Raw genomic sequence first — 24,020 nt, forward strand, 5'->3', positions numbered from 1 at the left:
GATGCTCGCGGCCGTACTGACGCTGTCGTGGGTCGTGACACCCGCACCCGCATTCGCGGGCGACCCGGAGGGCCTGCGGGTCTACGGGGATAACTGCCTCATCGTTCCGGAGGATATATGGGGCGTCACCTTCCATTATTACTGCGCAATACCCGACACGATGGATCAATGGAACCAGTGGACTGCTTCGGACGCACAGTACGTGCCCGACGGTGAGCCGAAGACAAATCTCGATATTACACCGCCGAAATGTCGTGCCGCATCGGTCCCTTCTTGCTCGAAAGGATCGATGATGAAGTGGATGCAGGATGTGGGGACGGTAGCCGACCTGCACGAGAACCCATGCGACGGACTCCCCGCAAAATGGCGAAGCCTTTGCGTGAGCCCGGTCGGCCAAAACCCATGCCTTTCGGCGAAGTCGGATATGGCGCGAAATAAATGCCAGCAGCACTACCCCGGCTTCAAGCAATTGACACCCGGCCAGCTGAGCCCTGACGAGAGCTGTCAGAATCTCACAGGTGGCGACCGCCAAAAGTGCCTTCTCGCGCTCGGCCCGAGTCAGACAAAAAGCGAGGGGGCTGACATCGAGCTGCAGGATGGTCTCCAGGAAGGGCTCGGCTGGCTGCTGCTCGCCGCCTGCACCGCGTGCTTTGTCGGAGTTTTGCTGACCGGTGCCGGCATGGCCGGCGCCTGGTACACCGGAAACCCCGCCCTCGTTCATTTCACCCGGTTGGGCTGGGTAATTCTCGCGGCGATCGGTGTCGGATCCGCCTCCGGTGTCGCCTCGATATTCCTGCTGTGAAGCATTTCGACGGATACATTACCGGCATGATGGGAGTGGAACGTGGCTGACGGCGACAACCCTGCAGACATGCTTGCCGAGATGGCCAGTGAAAGCATCAAGGATGTGGCACAAAGCAAAAATCTGAGGAAAATGGTTCGCGACGTCACCAGCGTCGGCTTCAGGAGCGTCAGGGCTCTTGCTTCTCGGGTCAGGAAGAATAACTTGGCCTACCGCGTCACCCCCCGTGCGGACACGTCCCAAAAAATTGAGGTCCAACAGGGATACAGCGAGATCGTATCCGAGAGGATGCAGCCCAGGAGGTCCGAGTCCGAGTATGCCCTATGGGACTAGAGGCAGAATATTGACGACTAATATTCCGCGATGGCGCACACCGATGGCCGTCGTTGTATCACTTTGTTTCCTGGCCGGCTGCTCCGCATGGCAAAAAGCAGCGGACGTTTCGCATGGCATCATGAAAGTCATCGACTATGTCGGCCTGAGCGAAGCAGCCAAGAAGGGGATGCACTACAGCAAGGTCGTCATCAACGCGATCACCGCTGCAGCTCAGCAACCAGCATGCGACCTTGTTTCGCCGGCTTTGCTCGCTGCACAGTTGACCCAGGAATCAAACGCGAACACTGACCCGCCCGACAGCAGTGCCGGTGCTCAAGGGATATCACAATTCATGCCGGGGACCTGGAACGACCTCGTTGCCAGGGGGCGCGCGGTCGACGGGAACGGGGACAAGAAATACGACATCAGGGATCCGCAGGACGCGATTCCCACGCAAGCCTACTTCGACTGCGAGGTCGCGGAGAAGGTGGCGAACGTGCCGGGCGACCGGATCGACAACATGCTCGCCGCCTACAACGCGGGCCCGGGTGCGGTGATCAAGGCGGGAGGTGTCCCGCCCTACGGGGAGACCCAGAAGTACGTCAAAAATATTCGCACCAACATGGAGACGTACGCCACACAGATAGTAGCGTCGGATACCTCACCCGCGTCCACCATCGGTTTGGAAATCGTTCGTCAAGCGCGCCAAGAAATCGGACTCCCCTATATTTGGGGCGGGGGCGACAAGAACGGGCCGACCGGAGGAGGATTCGACTGTTCCGGCCTCGTTCTCTACGCGGTATATCAAGCGCGGCGGGCCATGCACATCCAGCCCGACGTCCCCCTGGCCCACTACACCGGATATCAGGTGAAAGACGGCACCGGCCAGCCCGTTGCTGATCGGGCTCAGATGCAGCCGGGCGATGCCATATACATCTGGGCCGAGAACTCCGGACGCGGAGACGCCGCCCCGAAATCGGATCCTGTCCACGTAGTCATCTGGACGGGATCTGTCCGCGACCCGAAGACGGGTGCAACGACCGACATCATCGAGGCACCGCGGCCGGGACGAAACGTACGGGCCGCAACCCTCAGCCAGTACGCGGGACGGCAGATCGCCATCCGGAGATTCTCGTGATCCGGATACGACGCCTCATCGCCCTTGCGACTCCGGCTTTCGCCGTCCTCTTCGCCACCGCCGCGTGCAGCCTTCACAGCGGCCCGCCCAAAGCGGAGGGATATCGGCCTCCCACGCCGGCGGAGGTGCGTTCTTCCGGCTCTGCGGTGCCGCGGAGTCGAGACACCGCGACGGAATCCTCGGCGACCCTGGTGCCGCGTATTCCCTCAGCCACCCCTGCGGGGGTCCCGGCACCACAGCAGATCGACCGTCATGATGCCACCGCGACGAGCAAGTCGGCGGTTATTGTCATGTATGCCGCTGACACTGACATCGACCGGTCCCCGTACGACTCGATGTTGCGCACGCTGCCTTATCTGGACGAGACACTCGCGGCCGATTTTCGGGAAGCCAATCAGCAGTCGGGCGGAATGGGCGAATGGCTCGAATGGTCGACGCATCACGTGGTCACCACAGTCGTCGCCGAGCCCGCCATCGAAATGGGCCAACCAGCCGACACACCATTTGACGCATACCGTAAATGGGCTGTCACCGTGACTCCACGGGGGCGTGACGGCTGGCAGGGCGAACCGTACACAACCGTGGTGTACACGACCTTGTCGCGCGACGGTGTGGACGCGGCGTGGCAGGTCAGTGGAATCGTCGCTGACTGATTTCGATTCCGTTCCACAAGACCGCTTCCGGCGGCCCGACAGAGGAGGCCAACGCGGCGCGGCGTCCGAACCGATTCTGTTTTTTCGATTCCACCGACGATTCCGTGACCGGGTACCTGCCCTGGTTCTGCACCGAAGGCCTCCCGGGCCAACGCCGTCGCGGCAGCACTCCGAGGCGCTGATGCGGATCTGTGCCATCTGGGCGAGACTTCGAGGCCGTGCCTCATCTGGCCGCGGGCATGTCCGACACTCCGGTAACGCGCCGAGACGAGAAGGAGCGCGGAAACTTGCTGCGCCGGAACCCCCCTTCTGCACCCACCACCAGAGACGTATACACGCATGTACTCCGGGTATGTCTGATGCGATGATCCGTGTTTCGAGCGAGGTGCGTAACCGGCTGGCGGTGCTCGCGGAGTCGAGGGGGACGTCGATCCGGTCGCTGGTCCAGGAGTTCGCCGAGTCGACCCTGACCGACGAGGAGCGGGCCGAGCGGGCGAAGCGGACCCGCGCTTACCTGGCCGAGCACTTCGGGGTCGAGGTGTCCGACGAGGAGAGCAGCGACATGGGCCGCAGGCTCCGCGCGGCGTTCGCCGCGCAGCTCGGCGACGTCGCGTGATCCTCCACCACCTCGTCCTCGACACTCCGTCCCTGGCCACGCTCGCCTGCTCGTTGGCGCGTTCCGATCACCGGCTGCACCGCGAGGTGATGGACGAGGACCGGCGCCTGACCGTGCATCGCGACGCGGAACGCGCGGCCGCGTTCGCCGAACCGGTGCGGCCGATTGCCGAGGCGACCACGTCGGCCCGGGGCGTGCCTTACCACCGGCTGTCCAACACGAGTTCGAATGGATCTGGCGCGAGCTGATCGTCCCGGACTACCTCAGCGGTATCACCATGCACGACGTCCCGGTCGTCACCTACATGATGGGCCAGCCCGGAGCGGGGAAGACGAACGCCGCGTACCTGGTGCGGCGCGCGGTGCGCCATCGCAGACCGGTGGCGGTCTCCGGGGAGACGTTCAAGAACAGCCATCCTGACTACTGGCACTCGTGACCCACCGCCGCCTGGCACGGGACTACGAAGTACTCCCGGCCAGCTCCGAGACCCACATCCGCATCGCGATGATCGACAACCTACTCAAACGCGCCACCGGCGAAACCACCCGCGCCGCTCCTGGCCCCCTGCTGTCCGTCTCGGTGCCGAACACTGCGGTGAGCGGCAGCCGCTGGTGGTAGCCGATCAGCGCCAGGTTCGCGGCGCGCAACGTGTTCGCTGTTTCCGTAACCGCACGGCCGGGGACCGGCGGTTACGGCATCCGCCGGTGGGTGGACGCCTCCTCTCACGGCGGGTCGGGCGGTGTGGTGCGCAGGGCGGTGAGGTTGAGGAGGGCGCCGGGTGCGCTCGGCGCGGTCGGTGATGGTGCGGGCGGCGTGGACGGTCTCGTCCTCCAGAGCGTCGCGGCGGGCCTCGGCGTGCCGGGTGGCGCGCTCGTGCTCGCGGGCGGTGCGGACTTGCAGGACCTGGTGTACGACGACGGTGGACGCGCCGAGCAGGTGCAGCGGAACGGTGACCCACAGCGGGGCGTTGACGGTGGCGGACAGCAGGGGGGCCAGGAGCGGCGCGGCGGTGGCGGTGAGCTGGTTGTTCATCGCGGCCCTCCGGGTGTGCCCGGGGCGGTGTTGCCCCGGATCTCCACCATCGGGGCCCGGGCACAGGGCCGAAGCCGGTTGCCGGCAAGGCCTGTCGATCACGGGCGGGATCTGCCGCGGGCGGGCGCCGGTGGGGGTCGGTGGCAGCGTTTCGCCGCGGAACGGCCCGCATGGGGTGGCGACTTGGCAGTTCTGGGCAGGCTGCGGGCCAGCGGTCCGCCTCGTGGGGCGGGGGGACATGTGCCGATCGTGATGCCGGGCGAGGACCGGGTGTCGGAGGGGCCGCGGCGGGACCTGGTCGCGGCGCTGCACGAGCTGCATACGAACGCGGGCCGCCCGAGCACCCGCGAGCTGGAGAAGGCGATCGGCGCGGACCTCGCCCTGCCGGCGACGGTCAGCCGCGAGACGCTCGGACAGCTACTCAACGGTAGGTCCGGGCCGGACTGGCCGCGCCTGGAGTCGGTGGTGCGGCACTTGACCGGCGCGTCCGTCGTCCGCCCGCGCCCGGACGCGGAGACGCAGGTCGCGCGTCCACGTGCTGTGGCAGGCAGACCGCGGCGCCGCCCGGCCGTCGACCGGCCGGGCCACGGGCCGCTCCCGCCCACGGAACACGGCCCCGCAGAAGGGGAGACCCGCCGCGGAAGTCGCCCCCCCAACCTCGCCCGTCCGCTCGGTACGCGGCGGTTGGTGACCCCTTCGCCGACCGCCGCATCACGGTCAATACGGTGGCCGTGTCCCCGGACGGGGCGCTCCTGGCCACCACCGGTGACCAGGACTCCACGACGGTGCGGCTGTGGGACCTGGCCACCCAGCGTCCGATCGTTGCCCCCTCACCGGCCACACCGCCACAGTCAATGCGCTGGCGTTCTCCGCGGACGGTTCCCTGCTCGCCTCAGGCAGCCGGGACAGGACGGTCCGATAGTGGGTCCCGGCCACCGGCCGCCAGATCGGCAACCCCCTCACCGGACACGCCGCCCCCGTCCACACGGTGGCGTTCTCCCCGGACGGGTCGCTGACCGTCGGCGGTGGGTCGCTGCAGAAGTGCGCCCTCTCACCGGCCCAGCCACGCCCCTCGCCGACCGGGCTTTCGGGGCCGATCGCGCCGCCCGGCCCGTGCAATTGCTGCCCCTCAGCACCCCGCACTTCGGTGCAGTTGGACAGGACGCCGACGGGCAGGTGGCGGCGGAGCTGGGTGAGGAGGCCGATCATGACGGGGTCGGGTTCGCCGCGGTCTGCGCGCCAGGGGCCGAGGCTGGTGCGGATGTGCGGTCCGAAGTCGCGGGAGAGGCGTGTCGGTGACGTCGTCGGCCCATTCCTGGTCGGTGAGGATTCCGACGCGGGCGAGGCGGTAGGCGCGGTGCTGGTAGGCGTAGCGGTCGATGGTGCCGTGGGGGAGTCCGGCGAGGGTTTCGCTGGTGCGGGCGCCGGTGTTGTGCCAGTGGCGGAACAGGCCGTTCATGTCGAGAAGGAGGCCGTCGATGGTCGGGGGCATGGGGACTCCTTCGGCCGGGGTGGTTCAGACGCGGACGTGGCGGTGGTCAGCGGGCGGCGGCGGTGTTGTAGGCGGCGAGGTAGGTGTCGGCGGTGCGGGTCCAGCTGTAGGCGGTGTCGATGTGGCGGCAGCCGTTGGCGCCGCGTCGGCGGCGTTCGTGGTCGTCGCGGATGGCTGTGGCGCGGGCTGCGGCGAGGTCGTCGGGGTCGTCGGGTTTGACGAGCCAGCCGGTGGCGTGGGAGGTCGTGCGGGGTGACGGTGCGGGCGAGGCCGCCGGTGGCGGTCGCGATGGGCGGGGTGTCGCAGGCCATCGCCTCGAGGTAGACCATGCCGAACGGCTCGTTTACGGCGAGGGCGGCCCTCCGCCTCGACCACGCAGCCGACACGACGTCGGACTGAACCGAGGCATCGGCGCCGCCGTGTGGTGCAACGTGCGACCCGACAGGGCCACGCCATACGAGCGCGCAGCCGCATGGTTGTGTCGAGCCAGACTCGACGCCGCCTGCCGCTCGGACGCTGCACAACAAGGGCCCAGCCGATCAAACCCTTGCGCTCGGCATCCGGCACAGCCGGTCCGCGGGGCGCCGGTCAGCGTCGTGGCTGCGTCATTCGGGCGTGCAGAAGCACCGCGCGAGTCAGTTCGGCTCCGGCCTGGTGTTCCTTCGAGAGCAGCGCGGTCAGCCCGGCGGGGGCGCGTTTCCAGTGCAGGTGGAAGTCCGGGGCTGTGGCGGGGGCGTCGAGAAGGTGGTTCACCACGAAGTACGCCTCGGTGGGCCGGTCGCCCCAGCCATCGCCCCACCACAGGTGCAGGGTCGGTGCGCACGGCGCGGGATGCACGCTCCCGTCGGACATCACCGCCCACACTGTGCGGTCCAAGACCACAGACGCCAGTTCTCCGCCAGGCGGCAGGACGGTCGGAGCGAAGAACAGCCAGCAGCCACCGGGGAGGTCTCGACCGTGACGGTCACCTGCGTCCCGTAGGGCAGCAGCTTCTCGTCGGTGAGGAACGCGACTTCCAGCGCGGCCGCCGCGAGCGGGTGCGACGCTGCGGCGATCTCCCGCCATCCCTCAGCCAGCGCCGCCTCGTCCTGGGACGGCTCGTCGTCGTCCTCGTCGGCGGCGGGCAGCTCGTCGAGGAGGACCGGGATGACGATCGGCCACTCGACCGTCCCGAGCTTGCTGTGGATCCCGCTGCCGAAGGCACGGATGTCCATGCGCGTGTTGGCGACCCGGGACGCATGGATGCTGTCCGCCATGTCCAACAACGCCGCGTCCGCCTCGCGGCCGAAGCCCCCGTCGGCGGCGGCCCGGTGCAGCGTCTGCTCGCGTTTGCTATCCGGCACCTTCACCGCGAGGGGCGCGGCGCCCGGCTGCCGGCGGCCGATGACCTCCGGCAGGCGCAGGTGGTGCGGCCACCACGGCAGCTCGTCCTGGCCTGCCAGCTCGGTGACCCGGTCCCAGCGGGCCTCGTACTCGATGCGCGGCTGCGCGGTGTCCGCGGCGACCAGCGCAGGACCGCCGATCCCGATGTCTCCGTACAACGCGCACACGACCGCGACGTCCGATCCTCGGCGCGGTTTGAGCCGGCCGCGGCCGCGGCACCGGCGGAGGCCGCGCCGGACCGCTCCGTGTAGACGACCCGTACGACGCCCAGCGCGGTCTGCCAGTCCAGTGCGGGGCCTTGCCGGGTCTGCCGGTAGGCGAGCCACCGTCCGGGCGTTCGGTCGGCGTCCGTGTCGCGGTGCAGCAGCGCGGCACGGTGCCGGAACGCGTCGCTTCCCGCCGCCCACCGGTAGACGTTCTGCGCTTCCCACAGCGGGCTGTCCTGGCCCAGGCCGCGGTGTCGTCCGTCGACGGCTCGCTCCGGCGCCGGGAACCCGTCCTGCCGAAGCAGCCCGCACCACCCCCAAGTGCCCACGCCGAGCAGGGTGCGGACCTGCGGTGCCGTGAGATAGACCGTGCGGACGCCCATCCGGCATCACTCCCCCGATAGCCCTGACACCTCCCCTCGCGCAAACACCCAACTCCGCAGATGCGCCCGGGAATCCACGCAGCTCACCGGTCCCCTTCCGGCTGCACGCCGGCCAGCGCGACGGGGAGGGTGGGCATTCGTCCCCGATGCCGGGCGGGATCTGTCCGCGTGGCCGCAGGAGCGCGGCCGCGGCCCAGGCCGAGGCGGTGAACTGCCAGCGCCCCGGCTCGTGGCCGTTCAAACGGGCTGCGACGCCCCGGTGCTTGCCGTGGCCGTATCCCATGCCGCCTTCGCCGAGTTCCATTGCTGGCGCAGTCGAGGCGGCAGGTCGTTGTGGGCGCTGATTTCGGCGACCAGCGGAGGAACGGTCACGGCGTGGGCATCGATGGAGACGAACCCGCGGGCGGCAAGGCGCAGGTGGGCGTGGTCGATTTCCGCGGGTGAGCGCCAGGTGACGGGGTTGAGCATGATCAACAGCATCGGGTTGGACACCAGAAGGCGTTCGTCGTTACCCCAGTCCCGGATCGCACGGTCCAGGACACGAAGGATGAGGACGGCCAGTTCGTCGTGGTCGAACCTGAGGATCCGGCGTACGTCCCGGTGCAGGGACACGACGAGGTGGTCGCGGCGTTCGGTCCCCCCGAGCGGCAGGTACATCCGGTCCCCACCGGGGGCCAGGAGGTAGTGCGGCGGCGACGGCTGCAGCGTCCGCTCGGCATCGCGGATGCGGTCGCCGTGGAACCGTGAGCGCCCCGCCCGGTCCGGTGCGCAGCGTTCCGCGGGCGCGGCGTGGCAGTGCGGGCATGTCCTCGTCATGGCCGCGGCACGCAGTTCGGGTGTCAGTTTCGGTGTCATTGCGGGGGCTCCGGGGGTGAAGGCGTGCGGTCGTGCTGCGCGGGGCCGGGGATGCGAGCGCTGTCTGGGCCGTGCCGCGGGGAGGCCGGTGCCGAACGCGTCGGCGCGTCGGAGGCGTTCGGGTCGTCGTGCCAGCGGCGCAGGAGCACGGCCGCGTCCTGGAGGTGCTCGTCGGTGGCTCCGCTTCTGCCGCCGGGGAGGCCGATCGCACGGTTCAGCCGGGCTTGGAGCACGGGGATCAGCAGGTGGAGCTTGCGGGCTGTCCGGGGTACGAGCGTGTTGACTGCTGCCCGGAGTTCCGCGCCGTGGAGCGCCTGGACGGCGTCGGGGTCGGGAAGCGGCGGGTTGAACTGGCCGGGGGTGTGGTGGGCGAGCCAGTCCTCGGTGGCGGTCATGGCAAGCGCGAGCTGGGAGAGATGCCTGCGACCGCGTGCGGACGCCCATGACGCGCTTGAGGCGGCCGTGGACCATGGCAACGGGCACCTTGTGCCGGCGTCCGAGTCCCGCGGCCATCTCGTCGAGTACGCGGGTGGCGTGTCGGCGGCTCATGAATGGGACGGGCTCGCAGGTCTGGCACGGGACGCCCGCTGCGACGGTGGGGTTCGCGCCGCAGCTCCCGCACACGGTGCCGTCGCAGCCGAGGCAGATCCACTGTGCGTCGGCCAGGTCCGCGGCGAGGGCTTGCGCGGCGACGGGGTGGGTGCCGTGGAGGAGGTCGTCGGACTGGGGTCGGCATGCGCGGCGGCAGCGCGCCTCCGCCTCGGCGCTGTCGGCGCGGGCGACGAGTGCGTGGCGCAGGACCGGCGTGCGGGCGTCGATGTACGCGTCGTGGTCCGGATCCGCGGCGGTGAAGTCGTCGTCGGCGGCGTGGTGGGCCGCGGTGTAGGCGGCGAGGAGGCGCGGGTCCGCGCTGTTGCAGGTCTTGTCGTGCTCTTCGGCGTTGCCGAGGCAGCCGCACGCGAGGCGTTCGGCGCGGCCGAGGAACTCGGCGCCGCACCAGTCGCAGCGCGGGCACATCGTCCACTGGTAGGCGCCGTCGTTGTGCGTGCGCATGCCTGAGTCGGGGTGCGATTCCCACGGGCCGGCGGCGGAGTACGTGTCGGGGAGGGGGCCTTGGGCGAACAGGGCGGTGCCGCGCCATGCCTCGTGGACGTCGTGCAGCGGCAGGGGCGTCCCGTCCGGCCTGGTGTCGTCGTCGTGCTGGCCGTGTCCGCCGGGGTCCTGGTCCTCGGCTGCGTCGTTGGGGCCGTCGAGGGGCTCCCCCCAGAGATCCGATCTCTCCAGGTCGCAGTTGGAGGTGCATCCGGCGGCGGCGCACGCGAACCGCTGCCAGCCGGGCGGGGGGCGCAGTGGGTCGGCGTCGAACCAGATCCGGGCGTGGGGGAGCCAGAACGCGGGGCGGAACGTGCCGCCCGAGGCGTCGGTGAAGGCCTGCGGCCGGTAGAGCCACGTAACACCCAGGTGGTCGAAGAACGCCGACCACCAGGCGTGCAGCGCGGTGTCGAACCGGGCCGCCACGACACTGAAAGGCATGGGCGCCTCCGAACTACCAACTGGTTGCCCGATTAACGGGGGCCGACACGGTGAGGGTGCGCGCCGCCGCCGACTTCACCCGGACGGGCGACCCCGCCGGCGTTCCGGGCCCAGACCGGCCGTGTGGACCGCCGATGAACGCGGCATCCCGGCCCGGCAGATGACGCGTCGTCCACCCGAGCGGGTGAACTTCTTTCCGCACCTCCCGCGCGCACGGCTACCGTCTGGTTGTGGCCACCACACCGCGCTTCCCCACCGGCTTCGGACCGTCGCGTCGGGGTGTCCAATGACCGGCACGCCGGAGAACGGTTCGTGCGAGCCCGGCTGGCGGCAGAGCACCCCCGCGCTCCATCACGCCCAACTCGACGCCCGCCGCGGCTGCGACGAGCACCCGGGGCAGCCGTACGGCGCGTCCTGCCCCATCTGCCACCCCCCTGCACCCCGACCGGCGGCATCGGCGGCCCGACCACCAGAACCCGCGGGACCGGCCCCGGTCATGCGCGGCCAGGCACCCCCGGTGCAGCCCGAGACGTTCCTGCCGCCGGACGTCGACGACTGGTGCCCGCGCCACCCCGGCGGCCGAGTGGGTTCCTGCGCCGGGTGCCGCGCGGACGTCATCGCCCCGACCCCGTCGCCGCACCTCATGGCGGAAGGCCTCCCGCGCAGCCGCATGGACGCGGTCATCGCCTACCTGCAGGAGGAGGACCGCAGGCTGTCGCGCCACGGCGGGCCGGGCTGCGCCTGCCAGGAATGCCGCGACTCGGGCGTCTTCCGCTGGGAGGGGTGCGAATGCTGCGGCGCCGCCATGCGCCCGCAAGACAAGGCCCAGCGCGGGGGCCTGTGCCGACCATGCGACGACCTCGCCCAAGACCTGCGCGCCGGACGTCCGCTGCCCCAGCCACCGCCGCTGCCGCCAGCGGCCCAGGCGGCCCGCGCCGCCGTCCAAGCCGCAAAAGCTGGCAGCATCGCAGCCCGACGGGCCGAGGAATGGCGGAAGCTCCGTCCGCGGTCCCCAGACCAACGCCGAAGCGGCGACGCCCCGTTCAACGCACGGGACAGCACATAGCCACCCGGCACATCGACCTTGTCGCAACGTCCGCGCGTACACATCCGGGCCACGACCGGCGTGTCCGCCGTCCTGGGTGGCCAGAACGGCACTCTGGCGCGCATGCGGCCGGGCGGCTCACCGCCACCACCACTCCAGGAGGCGGGCCCGACCTCGGCCGCGCGCTCCTTCCTTCGTACCAAAACTGGCGCCGACCACGTCGACTGCGGATCGTCGGCGTCGGGCCTGTACACACGCACCGCAGGCCCTCGCCCATCGGCGAAGGCCTGCGGTGCGCACAGGTTCAGACAGAGGCGACGACCAGCGCTGCCGGGACGAGCCAGCCGACGCGCCAGGCTTTGTCCAGCGCGTAAGACCTCAGTCCCAGGCGTGCCGCAGGCCTGCCCTCCGCGTCCACTGGGCACCGGGAGGTGTGCGCCGTGGCCAGGCGGTCCGGCCCTATGCCGCGTCGGTGTCGGGGTCCGCGGCGCCGTCGCGGTCGTCCAGTTCGATGCGGACGCGCTTGCCATCGGTGGCCAGGTGGGTCAGCCGATCGGCGATCCGCTGGTAGAAGCCCTGGGCCAGCGCCCAGTCGCCGGACTCGTCGCGGTTGCTCTTGGTCTTCCACAGGGAGATCAGCACGGCGATCAGGGACCTGCCCGACAGTTCCCCTTCGACACGTCCGTCCTCGAGGGCCGTGACCTGGGGAGGGTGACGGAAGTGCTGGTGGGCGCCGGCCTTCGCGACGAGGAACTCCCAGGTGTCGCGGTGGCACAGCACCGGGGCGGAGGAGATCCGGGCTGCGGCAAGGAGCAGATCCTCGTGGTCCTTCATGGCGGCTGCTGCGGATGCCGCCTGCGCGTCGTCGCCGGCCGCGGGTGGCTGCGGGTCCTGTGTCGCGTCGGCGGGGATGCGCAGTGCCGCGATTGCGTCGCGGAGTTCGGCGACCTCGCGGCGCAGGTCCTCATAAGCGTTGCCCGCGACGATCTCGCGCAGTTGGGCGAGGACGTCTCCGACCACCGCGGGCGGTTCCGCGTCGTTGTGTCCGGCGGGGTCCGGGTCCGGGGTGGCGGGCGTGTCGTGCACGGGTGCGGCCTCCGTCGTGGGGTCGGGCGCGGCGATCACGTTCTCGTCGGTCGGCGACGTGCCCGTGGCCGGTGGGACGGGCGCAGCGCCTTCCAGGGCGTGAGCGGACTGCGTTTCAGGGTCGGGGGGTTCGGCCTGCGTGGGCGGTGCGGTGGGGGCGGGGTTCGGGTCGGTCTGCTGGAGGAGGGTCCGGAGCTCGCGGAGGTCCTGGCGCAGGTCCTGCACGGCGCCGGCCGTCGCGGCGGAGTTGCGGGCTGCGCGGACGTCGGCGCGCAGTGCGGTGATCTCCCCTGTCAGCACCCGCACGGATTCCTCGCGGGACCGGTCGACCGCGGCACGGACCGCGTCCGCGTGCGCGGCGACGGCCTGCTCCACCCTGGCTGTGTTCTCGCGCGTGTTCTGACGGGTCTCCTGTCCATCGCCGAGCAGCGTGCTCAGCTCGCCTTTCCGCACGAACTCCCCCTTCTCCCCCGCACGTTGGCGGGCGGTAGCGGAGTGATCCCTTTCCGTGCCCAACCAGCGGCATGCCGCCGCGACCGAAAGCCCACGAACATGACCGAAAGCCACCCCCACGCCCTCGGAAGGCGACCTCAGGCCGACTCGCGCAGCCCCGACGCAGGACCGAGTGTTGGCAGGTGCGGGCCGCACGGTCGCGCGCCGCCTGCCGACGTGGGCGCTGGTAGGCGTCGGACCTGCGGCCAGCACGCCGAGACCTCAATTCGCGGCGACGCGGAAGCGTCCGGCTGATTCCGTCGCCGGATTTCAAGGTCGCCGGGAGACGCGGTGGGTACGCCGTTCGCGCAGCGCGCATGTGCACACTTCCGTAATGTGGTGTGCATGACAGAGACGACGTATTCGATCGTGGAGGCCCGCGCCAAACTGGGCGCCATCGCGCGGGAGGTCGGCGTCACCCGCGAGCCGGTCGCGATCACCGACCACGGCAAGACCATCGCCATACTCGTCAGCCCCGCCGATGCCTTGGAGCTCCAGGAGATGCGCGCCCTGGCCGCCTACCGTGCCCGGCAGGCACACGGCGACGACGCAGGCGTCCCCCACGACGAGGCGTACCGCCGCGTCTTCGGAAGCGACCAGGCTGCCGGCCAGGCGGGCCGCGAGGCGTGAGCCACGAGGTCATCTGGGAACCCGAGGCCCTCGCTCAAGCGGAACGCCTCGCCAAGGACGACCCCGACGGCGTGCGGCAGGTGTTCGCCGCCGTCGACCGCCTCGCTGAGAACCCCCGGCCCGACGGCGCGTTCGGCAGCGCCGACCTGCTGCGCATCCACGTCGGCGTCTACCGCGTGCTGTACGAGGTCAACGACCGGCAGGTCCGCGTCACCGTCATCCACCTCGGACGCCTGCGCTGATGCCCCTGACGCGGTAGGGCGCAGGCGGTTCACGCGGTGTCCCGCAGTGGTGCCTGGGCGGCCGCCGGGGCCGTCGTGATGGTCGGCAGGTTGCGCGCGGCACGGTCCCGCGCAGCCTGCTGCCGGGCCCGCAGGTAGGCGTCCGAACCGCGGCCGGGCCCGGTCTGCCCGGCGTCCTGGTCCTGGCGGGCGAGCACCGCGCGGAAGGCGGCCTCGGGCTCGCGGTGCGAGGCCAGGTCCCGGTCCTGCCGCTCGATCGCGGCCCGGACCGCGGGAGCGATCTGCTTCTCTGGGGCGGCTGCGCGGTGCGCGGCCACGGCCTGCCGTTATCCGGGCGTCGGTTCGGGCCGGGCTGCGGGCGGGGCTGGTGCGGGCGCAGTGCTCGTGTCGGTGGCGGCTACGGGCGCTGCGGGCGTGGTCCTGGCCGCCGGGGACAGCACGCGGATGCTGCGGACGGTGGCCGCGCCGGTGTGGTCGGTGATGCGCTGCAGGAGTGCGGGGGTCTGGAGGCGCAGGTGGGTGGCCCAGGACGCGGAGTCCGGGCGCAGGTCCAAGCGGCCGGTGGCCGGGTCGAACGCGGCGGCTTGGACGTGGCCGGCGAGGTTCGGGGCGATGCGCTCCCAGTCGGCCAGGATCCCGGCGCCGGCGGCCAGTACCTGCCAGGCCCGCGCGGCGACCAAGCCCTCGAGGACGGCGGTGAGCCCCAGCGGATCGCGACCGTTCCGCCGGGCCTGCGGGCGCGCGGTGCCGGAGCCGGGCGGCCGGCGCTTTGGGCGGCAGCTGCACGGGCGGCGCGCAGGGCGACCCTGGCCAGGTCCATCCCCGACGTCCCGGGCGTCCCGGCTCCCGCCGAGTCCGGGCCTGTCACCACGCCACCGCGGCCGGTGCGGCGGTGCGCTGTTTGTGCAGGACCCAGTCGACCAGGCGGTTCGTGTACAGCCGCCGCGCGAACGCCTCGCCCATCAGGTCGATGGTCGACAACACCGCGTCGTGGTCCTGCTCCCCCAGGCGCCGCAGCTGGAGGACCTCGTCCCGGGTCAGGTCCTCCAGCTCCAGGACCTGGTCGTCGACGTGGTGCACAGTCGCCCCGTCGACGCCGTCCCGGGCCTGGTCGACCGAGGCGAACGCGCTCTCCACGTCGGCCGCCGGCTCCGCCGTGACCGGGAGCTGCCAGGTGCCGGACATCCACACGTGCTCGGCGTGCCGGGCACGCGCGGCCCGGGCGGAGTCGCGCCAGTGCTCCACCTGCACGGCCCGCTCCGCTGCGGTGCGCCACCCGCGCAGCGTGGTGACCCCCCGCAGCCGAGACGCCAGCAGCCCGGACGGGCGGCGGGCGCCCGCGGCCGGGGCATCGACGGTGGCCAGCCAGGCGGCCACCTCCGCGCAGGTCCATCCGGCGTCGGAGACCTCGCCGACCACCCACGCGACTCGAGGCACGGAGGCCTTCGCCAGCCACGAGATCTCGCGGACGAGCGCCGCGGCGAGGTGGAACCGGCGGCCGACCTTGTTCAGAGCCCGGCGGCGGGGCTCGCACGGCGCGGTCTGCTGTTCGGCCGCGGTGCTCGGGGCGGTGGTCGTGTCGGTGCCGGGTGCGTGATCGTGCGTCCCGCTTGCGAGCCCCGTCTCTAGAGGGACCACAGGAGAAAGTCCCGTAGAAGACCCTGAAGTACGAGCCTGCATTGGGGTGCAACGGCCGGAGTGATCCACAGCCGCCCCGGAGCCGTCCGTCTCGCCCCCCGCCAAGGTCTCCTCCGGCACGTTCACCTGCGGCTTCGCGACCGGTCCCGTGCCCGGCACTGTTGCGGCCGTGCGCGGCGCCCGGACCTTTCGCGAGGCCTTCCGTGCCAGCCTCGCGACCAGGTCGCGGCCGGCCTCGGCGATCCCCGTCATCCGCCGCGTCGGGCCCTCGCCGGTCGTACGGATGCCCAACGCGGCGTCATAGGCGGGCGGAATCACCAACGCGAACTCGCTGGCCCGCGCCGCCTTGCCCCGGTACCGGGTGCCCTTCTCGATGTAGACCAGCAGCCCTGACTCCCGCAGCATCCCCAGGTGGTACTCCACCGCCCGCTCGCTCATCTTCAGCCGACGCGCCAGGAACTCCACCCCCGGACGGCACGGCGACAGTGCCGCCAACTCCTGTGCGACCCGCAGCGTCGTGACGTTCATCGCCCTCGGCCCATGTGATCGCAACGGCACGTAGCAACCCGACCCGACCACCCAGTGCCCGGCCTGCATCCACGAATGGCCGTCTTGCGTCACCCGGCCCCGTGTCGTCTCCACCCACTGCTCCGACGCTGGCACCCACAGCCGCGGCAACTCGCCCTAGACCGGCGCGAACCTCGCCACCAGTCGCCGAGCCTTGATCACGGGCGACGCCTTGTGCGGCGTGGCCTGCCTCGGGAGCGTTCCGGACGGCTTGCGAGGGCTGGGCACCGGCACCGTGGCGGCGGAGTCCGCTGCCACCGCGCTCACCGGCCCACCCACACGGCCCCGCTCGTGGCACCGCCAGCACGGGCACCCGACGAACAGGACAGAGGAACAAGGACACGCGCGGGCGCGAGGGCGCAGGTGCTCGGCTGTCGTGTGACATCAATGCGCGAGAAGGATGCGCTCACGCCTTGGCCGGGTGTTGCGCAGGCGCGCCGATGCGACGCCAACAAGAGAGTTTCGTCGGTGGGTTGCCCGGTCAGCCCCTGTTGCCGCGCCGACACCGTACGCCTACCAGCCGCCGGCAGAGGCGTGGGACACGTGAAATCAGTCACCCTCGAACGGGTGAACCCCTGCTCACGGCAGGCGAAACGCCGCACGCGGGCATGCCAAAGCTGGCAACCCGCCCCCGAGACATGCAAAATGAACTCCTCGCGTGCATGCGCACGCGGGCATGCCAAAGCCCTGCGGCGCTGGTGTGGGTTCTGGAGCGAACCGAGATCGAACTGTTCGACCGGCGGCAACCGGGCGAACAGTCCCTTCGGAGGAGCGGCAAACTCCTTCGGTGTTGGGCGGGCCGCTGAGCCAGGTGACGGCAAATCACCGAGGACTCAGGGCCCGGGGCGGCAGAAGACCCGTTGAGGGCCGCCGCGCCGAAGACGCGCTACGTCATCCCGCCTCCATCCTCAACAGAGGTCGGGGCGAGGGTGCGTGCAGGCAACACGAAAGCCCCGCCGAAGAGCCAGCGGTCGGAGTACACGCTGGCACCACGGCGGGGTTCTGTGCGTGAAGGCACGTACACGGGTACCCTGAAGATCACGTCGCCACCTTCGGATAGAAGACGTTAGGTGCGGCAGGCTTTCGGACCTTGTAGGAGGGGTCCGTTGGCCACTGTGGCCCCTCCCGCCTTGCCAAGGGCGGTCGACGGGGCCACTTCAATTTTTGATCAATGCTGCGGGCCACTGTATCCCCACGGAGGTACCCGGGGTGCCTATGAGTTGCCGTGTCGCAGCTGGCGAGGTGGCCACGGCAGCACTGACTGAACCTCCTTCAGAATCTATGAAATGGGGGCGAAAGCCGCGTCGGATCCGGCCCCGGAGTCCGACGCGGCGGTGTTTGTGCGTCAGCCAGGTTCACCCAGGTGGAGGTGGGCATTGACGCGCCGGGCCGCCTCGGCGAGTTCTGGGAGTTCGACGACCGACCAGCATCTTGCAGTTGTTCCACGCCGGTGCAGTCGGGGCCGCGAAGCCGCCGTCGTCCGCGACGGCGCCACCGTCGCGCGCATTTCTGCAGCCGGCCTCGCTGCCACCGCTGGTATCACCCATACCCGACCCGACCACATGGACCCGCTCCCCCAGCCAGCTGCTTCGCTCGGACAGGCAGTCCTCCTCGCCGGGGGGCTCGCCCCCGCCACCGTCCAATCGCGCGCCGGCATCCAGCACGACGGCGTCTGGGTGTTGTCCGTCGACGCAGCCGATTTCCCGGGCGCGGCCGACCTTGCGGACGAGCACCCGGACACGGTCCCGGGCCGGACTGGACCACTTGGCGCGAGGAACCGCCCAGCGCCTACATCACCGCCGTCTCCGACAGCCTGACCGACGGCTTCGGATGGCCGTCGCCGAGACGAACACCCACGGATTCTCCGTTGACTTCTCCCCCAAGGAACCCGAACCCCACCGCGGCTGGACTGACCGCCAGGCCGCGGGAGACTACTGGTGGGCCACCTTCATCCCCAGCCGAGGATGGGAATGCGGGATGAAGGCCTCCGGGCCGCACCGCCCGCGCGGCCGCAGCCCACACGGGCTGCCCAGCCCTGGCCCGCCGACCCTGGACACCCCGGTGAGGTGGCTGTGTACCTGAACCTTGCCCTGGAACGCGGGCTGCTGCGCCGAGCCTTCTGGCGGAGGTTCCTGACACGTCCGTGCTGTCGATGGGATGCCTGGGCGGTACGAGTGTTGACGTTGACTCCCCAGCTGCAGATACGGATTGGTGGCTGACTGCCCCGTGTTCGCGTCTGATCAACCGGAAAGGCCTTGCTCCCCCGCAAACTTCTGGGGGAGCAAGGCCTTCGGCGTGGCGGAGGTACCAGACTCTGGGCCCTGCCCCCGACAGCCGGACGGTGCAGCAGATCCGTCTGGCGGCGGGTACAGAGCAGTTCTGTCACCGTGGCCTGAACCTTGCCGAGCGCTGGGTGTCCCATTGCTCTGGAGCCGGCAGCTGTTGGCGGCTGTGGCTGCTCGGGCCACGGCCTTGCCTAGTCGCTCGTCTCGTTCTCGTCCTGGGGCGAGTCAAGCTGGCCTGGCCGGTCTTTCCGGCCGGGGAGGTAGTAGTTGAGGCTGATGGCGATCAGCTTGTTGCGGTCTGGCACCCCGGCCTCAAGGACAGCCCTGTCGATTTCGGCCAGGTCTTCATCGGGGATGCGGACGTGGATGGACTGGGAGCCGGTGCCAGCGTAAGCGCGGTCCTTTATGGCGCGGTTGGCACCGAAGCGGCGGGTTTTGGCTGGCGGCAGAGATGCAGCGACTACGGTTTTCCAGCCGGCTTCGTCGGCGGCTTCCAGCGCGGCGAAGATGAACTCGAGGTGGCTGGTGCGGCTGCCGGTGGTGAGCGCTTTGGCGTAGGCGCGATCGAGACGGCGGCGGACGCCTGCCGAGACGGAGAAGCTGACCGGGGCCCCGTAGGCGCGCAGATCACGCGCAGGCGGCCTCGGAGCGGTGTCCTGGGCGCTGGTGCGGGGTGTCTTCGTGGCCTCATTGTCGGCGGCAGAGGCCGGGGCCGGGGCGGGGTCCGGGAGTTGCTGGGGTAGCGGCTGCGAGATCCCGTCGTCGACGGGCTGCGTGATCGGCTCAGGCTCGGTGTGCTGAGTCGGCTGAGGAATTGCTTGCGCGGCGGGGGTGGTGTCGTGCGCGGCGGGGCGGTTCTTGCGCCCGCGGAGTGCCGAGAGCGAGGGCGGGGCGTAGACGTCGTGTGTGTCGGTTTCGTTGGTGGCCACGCTCAGGACTCCTCGATCTGCTGCTTCAGTTGGGCGCTGCGGGCCGTCACTTGATTGGTGAGCTGCAGATAGTCCTCGTGGACTGCGCGGACTGTGCCGGGGAGGCTCGTGTCGCCCTTCTCCGCGCGGTCGAACAGCGCGACGAGCGGTTCGCCGTCCAGGTCGCGGGACTGCTGGGCAACGGCCTCGCTGTGTCCGATGTGCTGGCCGAACTTGTAGTAAGCGTTGCCAAGAATCTGACGCAGCCGCCCCTCGGCCTTGCCGTGGATTTGGCTCGAGGTGCGGCCGGTGGCGAAGAGGACGACTCCGAGGAAGGTCAGCAGCGGGTTGACCCGGCGGGTGAGTTCGAACTGCCTCTTCATCTCGTTGACGCCGTCGAGAGATCCGCGGTCCGTCTTGGACGGGGAGATCACCCACCGTGCGGCGCCCATGGCAAGGCGCTGAAGCGTCGGGTTCTCGGGAGGCGTGTCGATGATGATGTAGTCGTAGTCGCCCGCAATGGGCATCAAGCACTGCAGCAGCCGCAGGTCGGCGTTGAGGGTGTATGCCTGCATGAGCCGGTTGTAGAGGGCCGGGATCTCTTCCTTGAGCTCGCGGCCCCCCGGGATAACGTCGAGCCCCGGGCGCACGGTCACAGGCCGGAGCGGGGTGCCGCGGCGCAGCGCCTCGAGGATGCTGTCTCCGTCGTCGTTGAGGTGCTCGGGGACGCCGAACTCGTGCACGGTCAGGTTGCCCTGTGCGTTGAGGTCTATGACGAGTACGCGGGCGTCCGGATCGCCAGGGATTCCTGCGTCGGGGTTGCCGGCCTGCAGCTGCTTGAGCAGCATCAGTGCCAGGTTGGCGGTCAGCGACGTCTTGCCGGCGCCGCCTTTGTCGTTCGCGATGACGAAGATGTGCCACAGGTCTTCCCAGGGCACGTCGACGGGCGCTTCCCTGTCGAACTCTGTGAGCACGATCGTATTCGGCGCTGCGATGCTCAACTCTCCAACCTCCCCTCGGCCTGAGTTCCCGGTGTCTCAGGCCTCTGCTGCGCAGACGTGGTCAGTGATGCGTGTGTGACGCCCGGGTGCGAGCAGCATTGAACCACGCGCGGTGTGAGGAACGGTCGGAGACACGCTGGTACGCGCTCGTTGCCAGGAGGTCAGACGCCGTTCGGTGGCTGTGTTGTGGACTACAGGATCCATGTCTTCGTCGCACGGTGTCAGTCGAGGTCTGAGGCGTAGTGGTTGTGTTGCGTACTGGAGAACCGTCCAGAGTTTGTCGTGCTGCGCGCCTTAAGGGAACGCACTCTGACCTGCATGGATACGTGTCAACAAGGACGTCACGTCTTCATGCACAACTACCTGAACAACTACATGCACAGGGTCCTGCATGACGTCCTTCGTCTTGTCATGGAAGGTTTCGTTCAAGGTGACAGGTCAGGAGGCCTTCTAGGCGCATGTGATCCTCTGATCCTGATCGCATGGGTAGATGTAGCGACGTGATCAGGTCTGCATGTTCGTGCCAACGAGTCGCATAACTGGCGTGTAGTAATGGTTGCTGATGCAAGGTTAAACGCAGGGATTTCTATGATGACTCATAGATGCCTCGACGAGAGATTTCAATGACGCATGCTATTCCGGTTGACAGTAGGTCTGAACATCAACTCATGTACGGGTTGAACATGAGGTATGGACGTGGCTTACAAACGTGTGTGGTGGGGATGTTTAGCAGTCGTTCGAGCGCGACTTCATGGAAAGCTTCTTCCTGTGCGGCAAGACCGGCATGCCGTCTGCATGGGAGTACCACGTGAAGAAGTCAGACTATCTGCGGTTCATGTCGAACTGATAGTTTTGGTTGGTGTCCAGGTCCTAGGACGATGCAAAGAAGCGTTTTGAGGTGTAGTTGACGGGTTGCGCCAAGAACTCTATGTAAGCTCCGTCTCGAACTTGCATAATTCCTCGGTGATTGCGGTCAATCTGAGTATCGATGAACTCGGGCTACTTGCCGCGAGGATGTACTCCCGATGGATGGCGTGGCTTCAACGCCGCACTTCCTCTTATGAGAACACAACAAGTGCTGCTCGTGATTCGTCGACACTGTCTGCTGTTTAAGTCGCTGGCCATGCATGCGTCTCTGACGAGCGACGGTCCGTGCGTTGAGGATTCGGTAGAGCAGGTGTCAAAACGTGTTCGGCAGGGGCTCGTTGATAGATTGATTTGCCTGTTTTGCGAATTTTTCGTAGGCGTAAAAACCGCCTCTGACCTGCGGAAATGCAAGCTCAGGCGCTGGTGGCCAACACCTGGGGTGATTCCCTTCAGGTCGGCGAGAAAGCGCCTCAGCACGGCTCGTACGCGTTTCTGTTGCGCTGCTTGCCCCATCGGGACAACGGTGCATGCGTGTGTGACACGCCATCCACGTGCGGTCGGCGATTCTTGCGCCCGAATGCCGCTCACCGCGGTGACGACTTGCATCAGCTTCTTGTCGGCAGACGGTGAACACCCGGCCTGCCGATCGTGGGCGCAGTCGGCCACCAGCGTGCAGATCCTGGGTGGCCGACCCGCGTCGGCTGGCATCGACGTGCTTCGGTCGACCTGTCACGCCTGCCGTGTCGCCCTCGGGGTGAGGCACTACGGAGGGAAACCGCGGCTGTGGTCTGCCGCCCCGTTCGGCCAACGTTGAGCGTGGCAAATTCGAAGGGCGGGGTGACTGCGCGGGACGATGACTTCCATCCCGAAGATGTCCGTTGATCCGCCCGTTGCCCCGCGCCCAGGGGCGTGTTGGATGCGCAAGCAGGCGCTTTACACGCCGCGTGTCAGAGAGCTGCGGTCGTTTCCTCGCGGCCTGGGGGAATGAGAGCGTTCGACGCGGTGCGCTGATACCGGACCTGGGGGTCGCGGAGTCCGCGCTTGCGCGGTTCGCGCTGCATAGGTCCGCTTTGTAGCGGGCGCGTGCGTCCATAGTTGCCACACGTGCCGTCCGCGGACGGGAGCGTTCGCGGAGTGACGCGCCAATCGGGCGTGCCTGGTGTCGCAGTAGGGGTAATCGTCGGCCGGCTGCGGTGCGGCGTTCTTCGCTGCCGCAGCCCGCTTCCGAGTCCGGGTGCCCGGCGTTCCGGACCTGAAGTCACGGACCAGGGGGCACGTCATGCACGCTGCGGAAGCCGCACCAGGCTGGATGTGTGACTTCTCGACCTGGATACTGGCGACGGCAAGCCGCTGTGCTGGGTTTCGTTGTCGGCGCCACATTGCCGTGAATCGTTCGCCTGCCTGCGCCGGGACAGAGTCCTTCGCGGACGCAACCGACGCCGGGCCCGGTGCCGTCGACGCTACCGATTGCTCGCGCCATCAAGGGCTTTGCCGGTGCGGTTCGGTGCGCGATAGTCCTTCGCGAAGCGGCACCGAAGTCCGTGCCGGAACTTGCTCCGGAAGACCCGTGTTGCGCCTGTCGCGACGGCTGCACGTCGGGAGGGGCGGCGGCTGGACGCGGTGAAGGGTCCGGCGTAGTCGGCGGACGCGGGGGAGCAGCACTTGGATGATATGCCTGATTTATACGCACCTGACCTAGCGAGAAAACACCATCTGACCTGCGCATATGTCGACTGGCGGCCTATCGGGAGTGCCCTGGGGTGATTCCCTGTGCCGATGCGGAAAACCCGCCCAGACGGCCACTACGGGCGTTTCTGGCCCGCCCTCAGCGCGAACCTCTGCGGCTGAAGGGCATCGCCGCAACCGTCAGGGCATTTCGGCTGTCCTGCCGCTGGGCTGTGCAGCAGATGGGTTACGACGACGCGGCCGGCGTCCCGCCAGACGCGGACCTCCTGCCGCCAGAAGTCCACATAGATGCCTTGGTCGAAGCCCAGGTAAGGCTCGTCGAGCGGCAGGAGGTCGGGCGTGTGCAGTTGGCCGAGGACGAGGTTGAGTTCTGCCGGGTGCCGCCGAAGAGCTGTTCGCGCGCACTTGCGCGGTCGGGGACAGGCCAGGCGCTGGTCGAGGTAGTCTCCGGTCGATCGGGCGCGCCGCGGTGCCGTATAGGCGGCGGCACCGAAGAGGGCGAACTCGCGGGGTAGAGCGTGCCGCCAGGCACGTCCGAGACACCGTCTGTGGACAGGCGCTGGGATAGGCCGTATCCGTAGTCGGGGCGTTCGTGGAGCATCGCCAGCAGGCAGAAGTCGAGGAAGCCCTGTAGCTACGGCCACGCACTCAGCACGCGAGATAGCGCAAGCTGGCGCGAGCCCTGCGCGCCGTAACCCTGCGACACAACTGCCGCCCCCGCTAGGCTCCCGCCCACGATTCCAGTCGCACGGGGGCCACTGTGAGCGAAGACAACCACATCGACCGTGCCCTGAGCCCATGGCTCTACGAGGGCAATGACCCGCCTTCCGCTGAACCCGCCGAGACCCGGCTGCTGTCCGCCGCTGCCCCATCGGGCGCAGTCCAGTTGACACCCGAGGCGCTGCTGAGCGCCGCTACCCGCCTCGAAGGCCTGCGCGGCGAAACGAACGCCGACGTCAACGTCGCGTTGAAGGACAGCGACCACGCGGCCATCGGCCGAAACCTCCAACTCACCCAGGCCGTCGACCACGTCCACGAACGCTGGGGCGAAAAGCTCAAGCACCTCCTGGAAGACATGGACGACCGGGCCGGCCGGATCCGCAAGGCGGCCACGAACTGGCACGAGACCGAGCAGGCCATCACCAAGGCGTTGAGCAAGAAGTAG

The 24,020-nt window shown here is 69.1% G+C and carries 24 protein-coding genes and 1 pseudogene; 14 read left to right on the plus strand and 11 right to left on the minus strand.

Annotated elements, in window-relative coordinates:
* Position 1 precedes the first annotated feature (1 nt).
* From ABEA93_RS34935 to ABEA93_RS34975, 9 genes and pseudogenes are all read left to right on the plus strand, one after another.
* Entirely contained in the window at positions 2-802 is an 801-nt protein-coding gene (locus ABEA93_RS34935; RefSeq protein WP_345679947.1) for a hypothetical protein, read from the plus strand.
* A gap of 42 nt (positions 803-844) precedes the next feature.
* Positions 845-1,135 (plus strand): hypothetical protein, encoded by a 291-nt coding sequence (locus tag ABEA93_RS34940; RefSeq protein WP_345679948.1) that lies wholly within the window; start codon positions 845-847, stop codon positions 1,133-1,135.
* 43 nt (positions 1,136-1,178) lie between these two features.
* Positions 1,179-2,255 carry a C40 family peptidase gene (locus ABEA93_RS34945; protein WP_345679949.1) on the plus strand — a complete coding sequence of 359 codons (1,077 nt, stop codon included), beginning with the start codon at positions 1,179-1,181 and terminating at the stop codon, positions 2,253-2,255.
* The gene (locus ABEA93_RS34950; protein ID WP_345679950.1) at positions 2,252-2,908 is read left to right on the plus strand and encodes a hypothetical protein; all 657 of its coding nucleotides are present in this window, start codon (positions 2,252-2,254) and stop codon (positions 2,906-2,908) included. The genes ABEA93_RS34945 and ABEA93_RS34950 overlap by 4 nt, the downstream gene beginning before the upstream one ends.
* Positions 2,909-3,260: 352 nt before the next feature.
* Entirely contained in the window at positions 3,261-3,524 is a 264-nt protein-coding gene (locus ABEA93_RS34955) for a hypothetical protein (protein WP_345679951.1), read from the plus strand.
* Complete coding sequence (locus ABEA93_RS34960) at positions 3,521-3,772, plus strand: hypothetical protein (protein WP_345679952.1); 252 nt, start codon at positions 3,521-3,523, stop codon at positions 3,770-3,772. Before ABEA93_RS34955 ends, ABEA93_RS34960 begins: the two co-directional genes overlap by 4 nt.
* A gap of 29 nt (positions 3,773-3,801) precedes the next feature.
* The gene (locus ABEA93_RS34965; protein WP_345679953.1) at positions 3,802-3,960 is read left to right on the plus strand and encodes a zeta toxin family protein; all 159 of its coding nucleotides are present in this window, start codon (positions 3,802-3,804) and stop codon (positions 3,958-3,960) included.
* Positions 3,954-4,142, plus strand: a pseudogene (locus tag ABEA93_RS34970) (hypothetical protein); the annotation flags it as partial. The gene ABEA93_RS34965 and the pseudogene ABEA93_RS34970, both read left to right, overlap by 7 nt.
* A gap of 1,207 nt (positions 4,143-5,349) precedes the next feature.
* Positions 5,350-5,478 (plus strand): WD40 repeat domain-containing protein, encoded by a 129-nt coding sequence (locus ABEA93_RS34975; RefSeq protein WP_345679954.1) that lies wholly within the window; start codon positions 5,350-5,352, stop codon positions 5,476-5,478.
* Between the two features lie 207 nt (positions 5,479-5,685).
* Here ABEA93_RS34975 and ABEA93_RS34980 read toward each other — a convergent pair whose 3' ends face one another.
* The 5 genes from ABEA93_RS34980 to ABEA93_RS35000 form a co-directional block, all read right to left on the minus strand.
* A complete protein-coding gene (locus ABEA93_RS34980) occupies positions 5,686-6,048 on the minus strand; it encodes a hypothetical protein (protein ID WP_345679955.1) in 363 nt (120 codons plus the stop codon).
* Positions 6,012-6,434 (minus strand): glycosyltransferase, encoded by a 423-nt coding sequence (locus ABEA93_RS34985; RefSeq protein ID WP_425585211.1) that lies wholly within the window; start codon positions 6,432-6,434, stop codon positions 6,012-6,014. Before ABEA93_RS34985 ends, ABEA93_RS34980 begins: the two co-directional genes overlap by 37 nt.
* 202 nt (positions 6,435-6,636) lie before the next feature.
* The gene (locus tag ABEA93_RS34990; protein ID WP_345679957.1) at positions 6,637-6,903 is read right to left on the minus strand and encodes a hypothetical protein; all 267 of its coding nucleotides are present in this window, start codon (positions 6,901-6,903) and stop codon (positions 6,637-6,639) included.
* The gene (locus ABEA93_RS34995; RefSeq protein ID WP_345679958.1) at positions 6,900-7,598 is read right to left on the minus strand and encodes a hypothetical protein; all 699 of its coding nucleotides are present in this window, start codon (positions 7,596-7,598) and stop codon (positions 6,900-6,902) included. Before ABEA93_RS34995 ends, ABEA93_RS34990 begins: the two co-directional genes overlap by 4 nt.
* Positions 7,599-8,257: 659 nt before the next feature.
* Positions 8,258-10,408, minus strand: a complete 2,151-nt coding sequence (locus ABEA93_RS35000; RefSeq protein ID WP_345679959.1) for a hypothetical protein — start codon at positions 10,406-10,408, stop codon at positions 8,258-8,260.
* 286 nt (positions 10,409-10,694) lie between these two features.
* Between ABEA93_RS35000 and ABEA93_RS35005 the strand changes: the two genes are divergently transcribed.
* Positions 10,695-11,474, plus strand: coding sequence for a hypothetical protein (locus tag ABEA93_RS35005; protein ID WP_345679960.1), 780 nt, complete (start codon positions 10,695-10,697; stop codon positions 11,472-11,474).
* 438 nt (positions 11,475-11,912) lie between these two features.
* Here the strand turns inward: ABEA93_RS35005 and ABEA93_RS35010 are convergent, their stop codons facing one another.
* Positions 11,913-12,992, minus strand: coding sequence for a hypothetical protein (locus ABEA93_RS35010; protein WP_345679961.1), 1,080 nt, complete (start codon positions 12,990-12,992; stop codon positions 11,913-11,915).
* Between the two features lie 384 nt (positions 12,993-13,376).
* On the opposite strand from ABEA93_RS35010, the gene ABEA93_RS35015 reads away from it, so the two are divergent.
* Positions 13,377-13,661 (plus strand): type II toxin-antitoxin system Phd/YefM family antitoxin, encoded by a 285-nt coding sequence (locus ABEA93_RS35015; protein WP_345679962.1) that lies wholly within the window; start codon positions 13,377-13,379, stop codon positions 13,659-13,661.
* Complete coding sequence (locus ABEA93_RS35020; protein WP_345679963.1) at positions 13,658-13,903, plus strand: type II toxin-antitoxin system RelE family toxin; 246 nt, start codon at positions 13,658-13,660, stop codon at positions 13,901-13,903. Before ABEA93_RS35015 ends, ABEA93_RS35020 begins: the two co-directional genes overlap by 4 nt.
* Before the next feature lie 29 nt (positions 13,904-13,932).
* Here ABEA93_RS35020 and ABEA93_RS35025 read toward each other — a convergent pair whose 3' ends face one another.
* The 5 genes from ABEA93_RS35025 to ABEA93_RS35045 form a co-directional block, all read right to left on the minus strand.
* Positions 13,933-14,220 carry a hypothetical protein gene (locus tag ABEA93_RS35025; RefSeq protein WP_345679964.1) on the minus strand — a complete coding sequence of 96 codons (288 nt, stop codon included), beginning with the start codon at positions 14,218-14,220 and terminating at the stop codon, positions 13,933-13,935.
* Between the two features lie 9 nt (positions 14,221-14,229).
* Positions 14,230-14,610 (minus strand): DciA family protein, encoded by a 381-nt coding sequence (locus tag ABEA93_RS35030; protein ID WP_345679999.1) that lies wholly within the window; start codon positions 14,608-14,610, stop codon positions 14,230-14,232.
* Positions 14,611-14,767: 157 nt separating this feature from the next.
* Entirely contained in the window at positions 14,768-16,069 is a 1,302-nt protein-coding gene (locus tag ABEA93_RS35035; protein ID WP_345679965.1) for a helix-turn-helix domain-containing protein, read from the minus strand.
* Between the two features lie 2,515 nt (positions 16,070-18,584).
* Positions 18,585-19,322, minus strand: coding sequence for a hypothetical protein (locus ABEA93_RS35040; protein WP_345679966.1), 738 nt, complete (start codon positions 19,320-19,322; stop codon positions 18,585-18,587).
* Positions 19,323-19,324: 2 nt separating this feature from the next.
* Positions 19,325-20,302 (minus strand): ParA family protein, encoded by a 978-nt coding sequence (locus ABEA93_RS35045; RefSeq protein WP_345679967.1) that lies wholly within the window; start codon positions 20,300-20,302, stop codon positions 19,325-19,327.
* Between the two features lie 2,774 nt (positions 20,303-23,076).
* Here ABEA93_RS35045 and ABEA93_RS35050 point away from each other — a divergent pair.
* Positions 23,077-23,370, plus strand: coding sequence for a hypothetical protein (locus tag ABEA93_RS35050; RefSeq protein WP_345679968.1), 294 nt, complete (start codon positions 23,077-23,079; stop codon positions 23,368-23,370).
* Positions 23,371-23,615: 245 nt separating this feature from the next.
* A complete protein-coding gene (locus ABEA93_RS35055) occupies positions 23,616-24,020 on the plus strand; it encodes a hypothetical protein (RefSeq protein ID WP_345679969.1) in 405 nt (134 codons plus the stop codon).

Source organism: Yinghuangia aomiensis (genome assembly GCF_039542225.1).
Lineage (GTDB): Bacteria > Actinomycetota > Actinomycetes > Streptomycetales > Streptomycetaceae > Yinghuangia > Yinghuangia aomiensis.

Coding starts and splice junctions, on each gene's coding strand:
- ABEA93_RS34935 (WP_345679947.1), top strand. CDS start 2: ATGCTCGCGGCCGTACTGACGCTGTCGTGGGTCGTGACACCCGCACCC.
- ABEA93_RS34945 (WP_345679949.1), top strand. CDS start 1,179: ATGGCCGTCGTTGTATCACTTTGTTTCCTGGCCGGCTGCTCCGCATGG.
- ABEA93_RS34955 (WP_345679951.1), top strand. CDS start 3,261: ATGTCTGATGCGATGATCCGTGTTTCGAGCGAGGTGCGTAACCGGCTG.
- ABEA93_RS34965 (WP_345679953.1), top strand. CDS start 3,802: ATGCACGACGTCCCGGTCGTCACCTACATGATGGGCCAGCCCGGAGCG.
- ABEA93_RS34980 (WP_345679955.1), bottom strand. CDS start 6,048: ATGCCCCCGACCATCGACGGCCTCCTTCTCGACATGAACGGCCTGTTC.
- ABEA93_RS35000 (WP_345679959.1), bottom strand. CDS start 10,408: ATGCCTTTCAGTGTCGTGGCGGCCCGGTTCGACACCGCGCTGCACGCC.
- ABEA93_RS35005 (WP_345679960.1), top strand. CDS start 10,695: ATGACCGGCACGCCGGAGAACGGTTCGTGCGAGCCCGGCTGGCGGCAG.
- ABEA93_RS35015 (WP_345679962.1), top strand. CDS start 13,377: ATGACAGAGACGACGTATTCGATCGTGGAGGCCCGCGCCAAACTGGGC.
- ABEA93_RS35035 (WP_345679965.1), bottom strand. CDS start 16,069: ATGAACGTCACGACGCTGCGGGTCGCACAGGAGTTGGCGGCACTGTCG.
- ABEA93_RS35050 (WP_345679968.1), top strand. CDS start 23,077: ATGGGTTACGACGACGCGGCCGGCGTCCCGCCAGACGCGGACCTCCTG.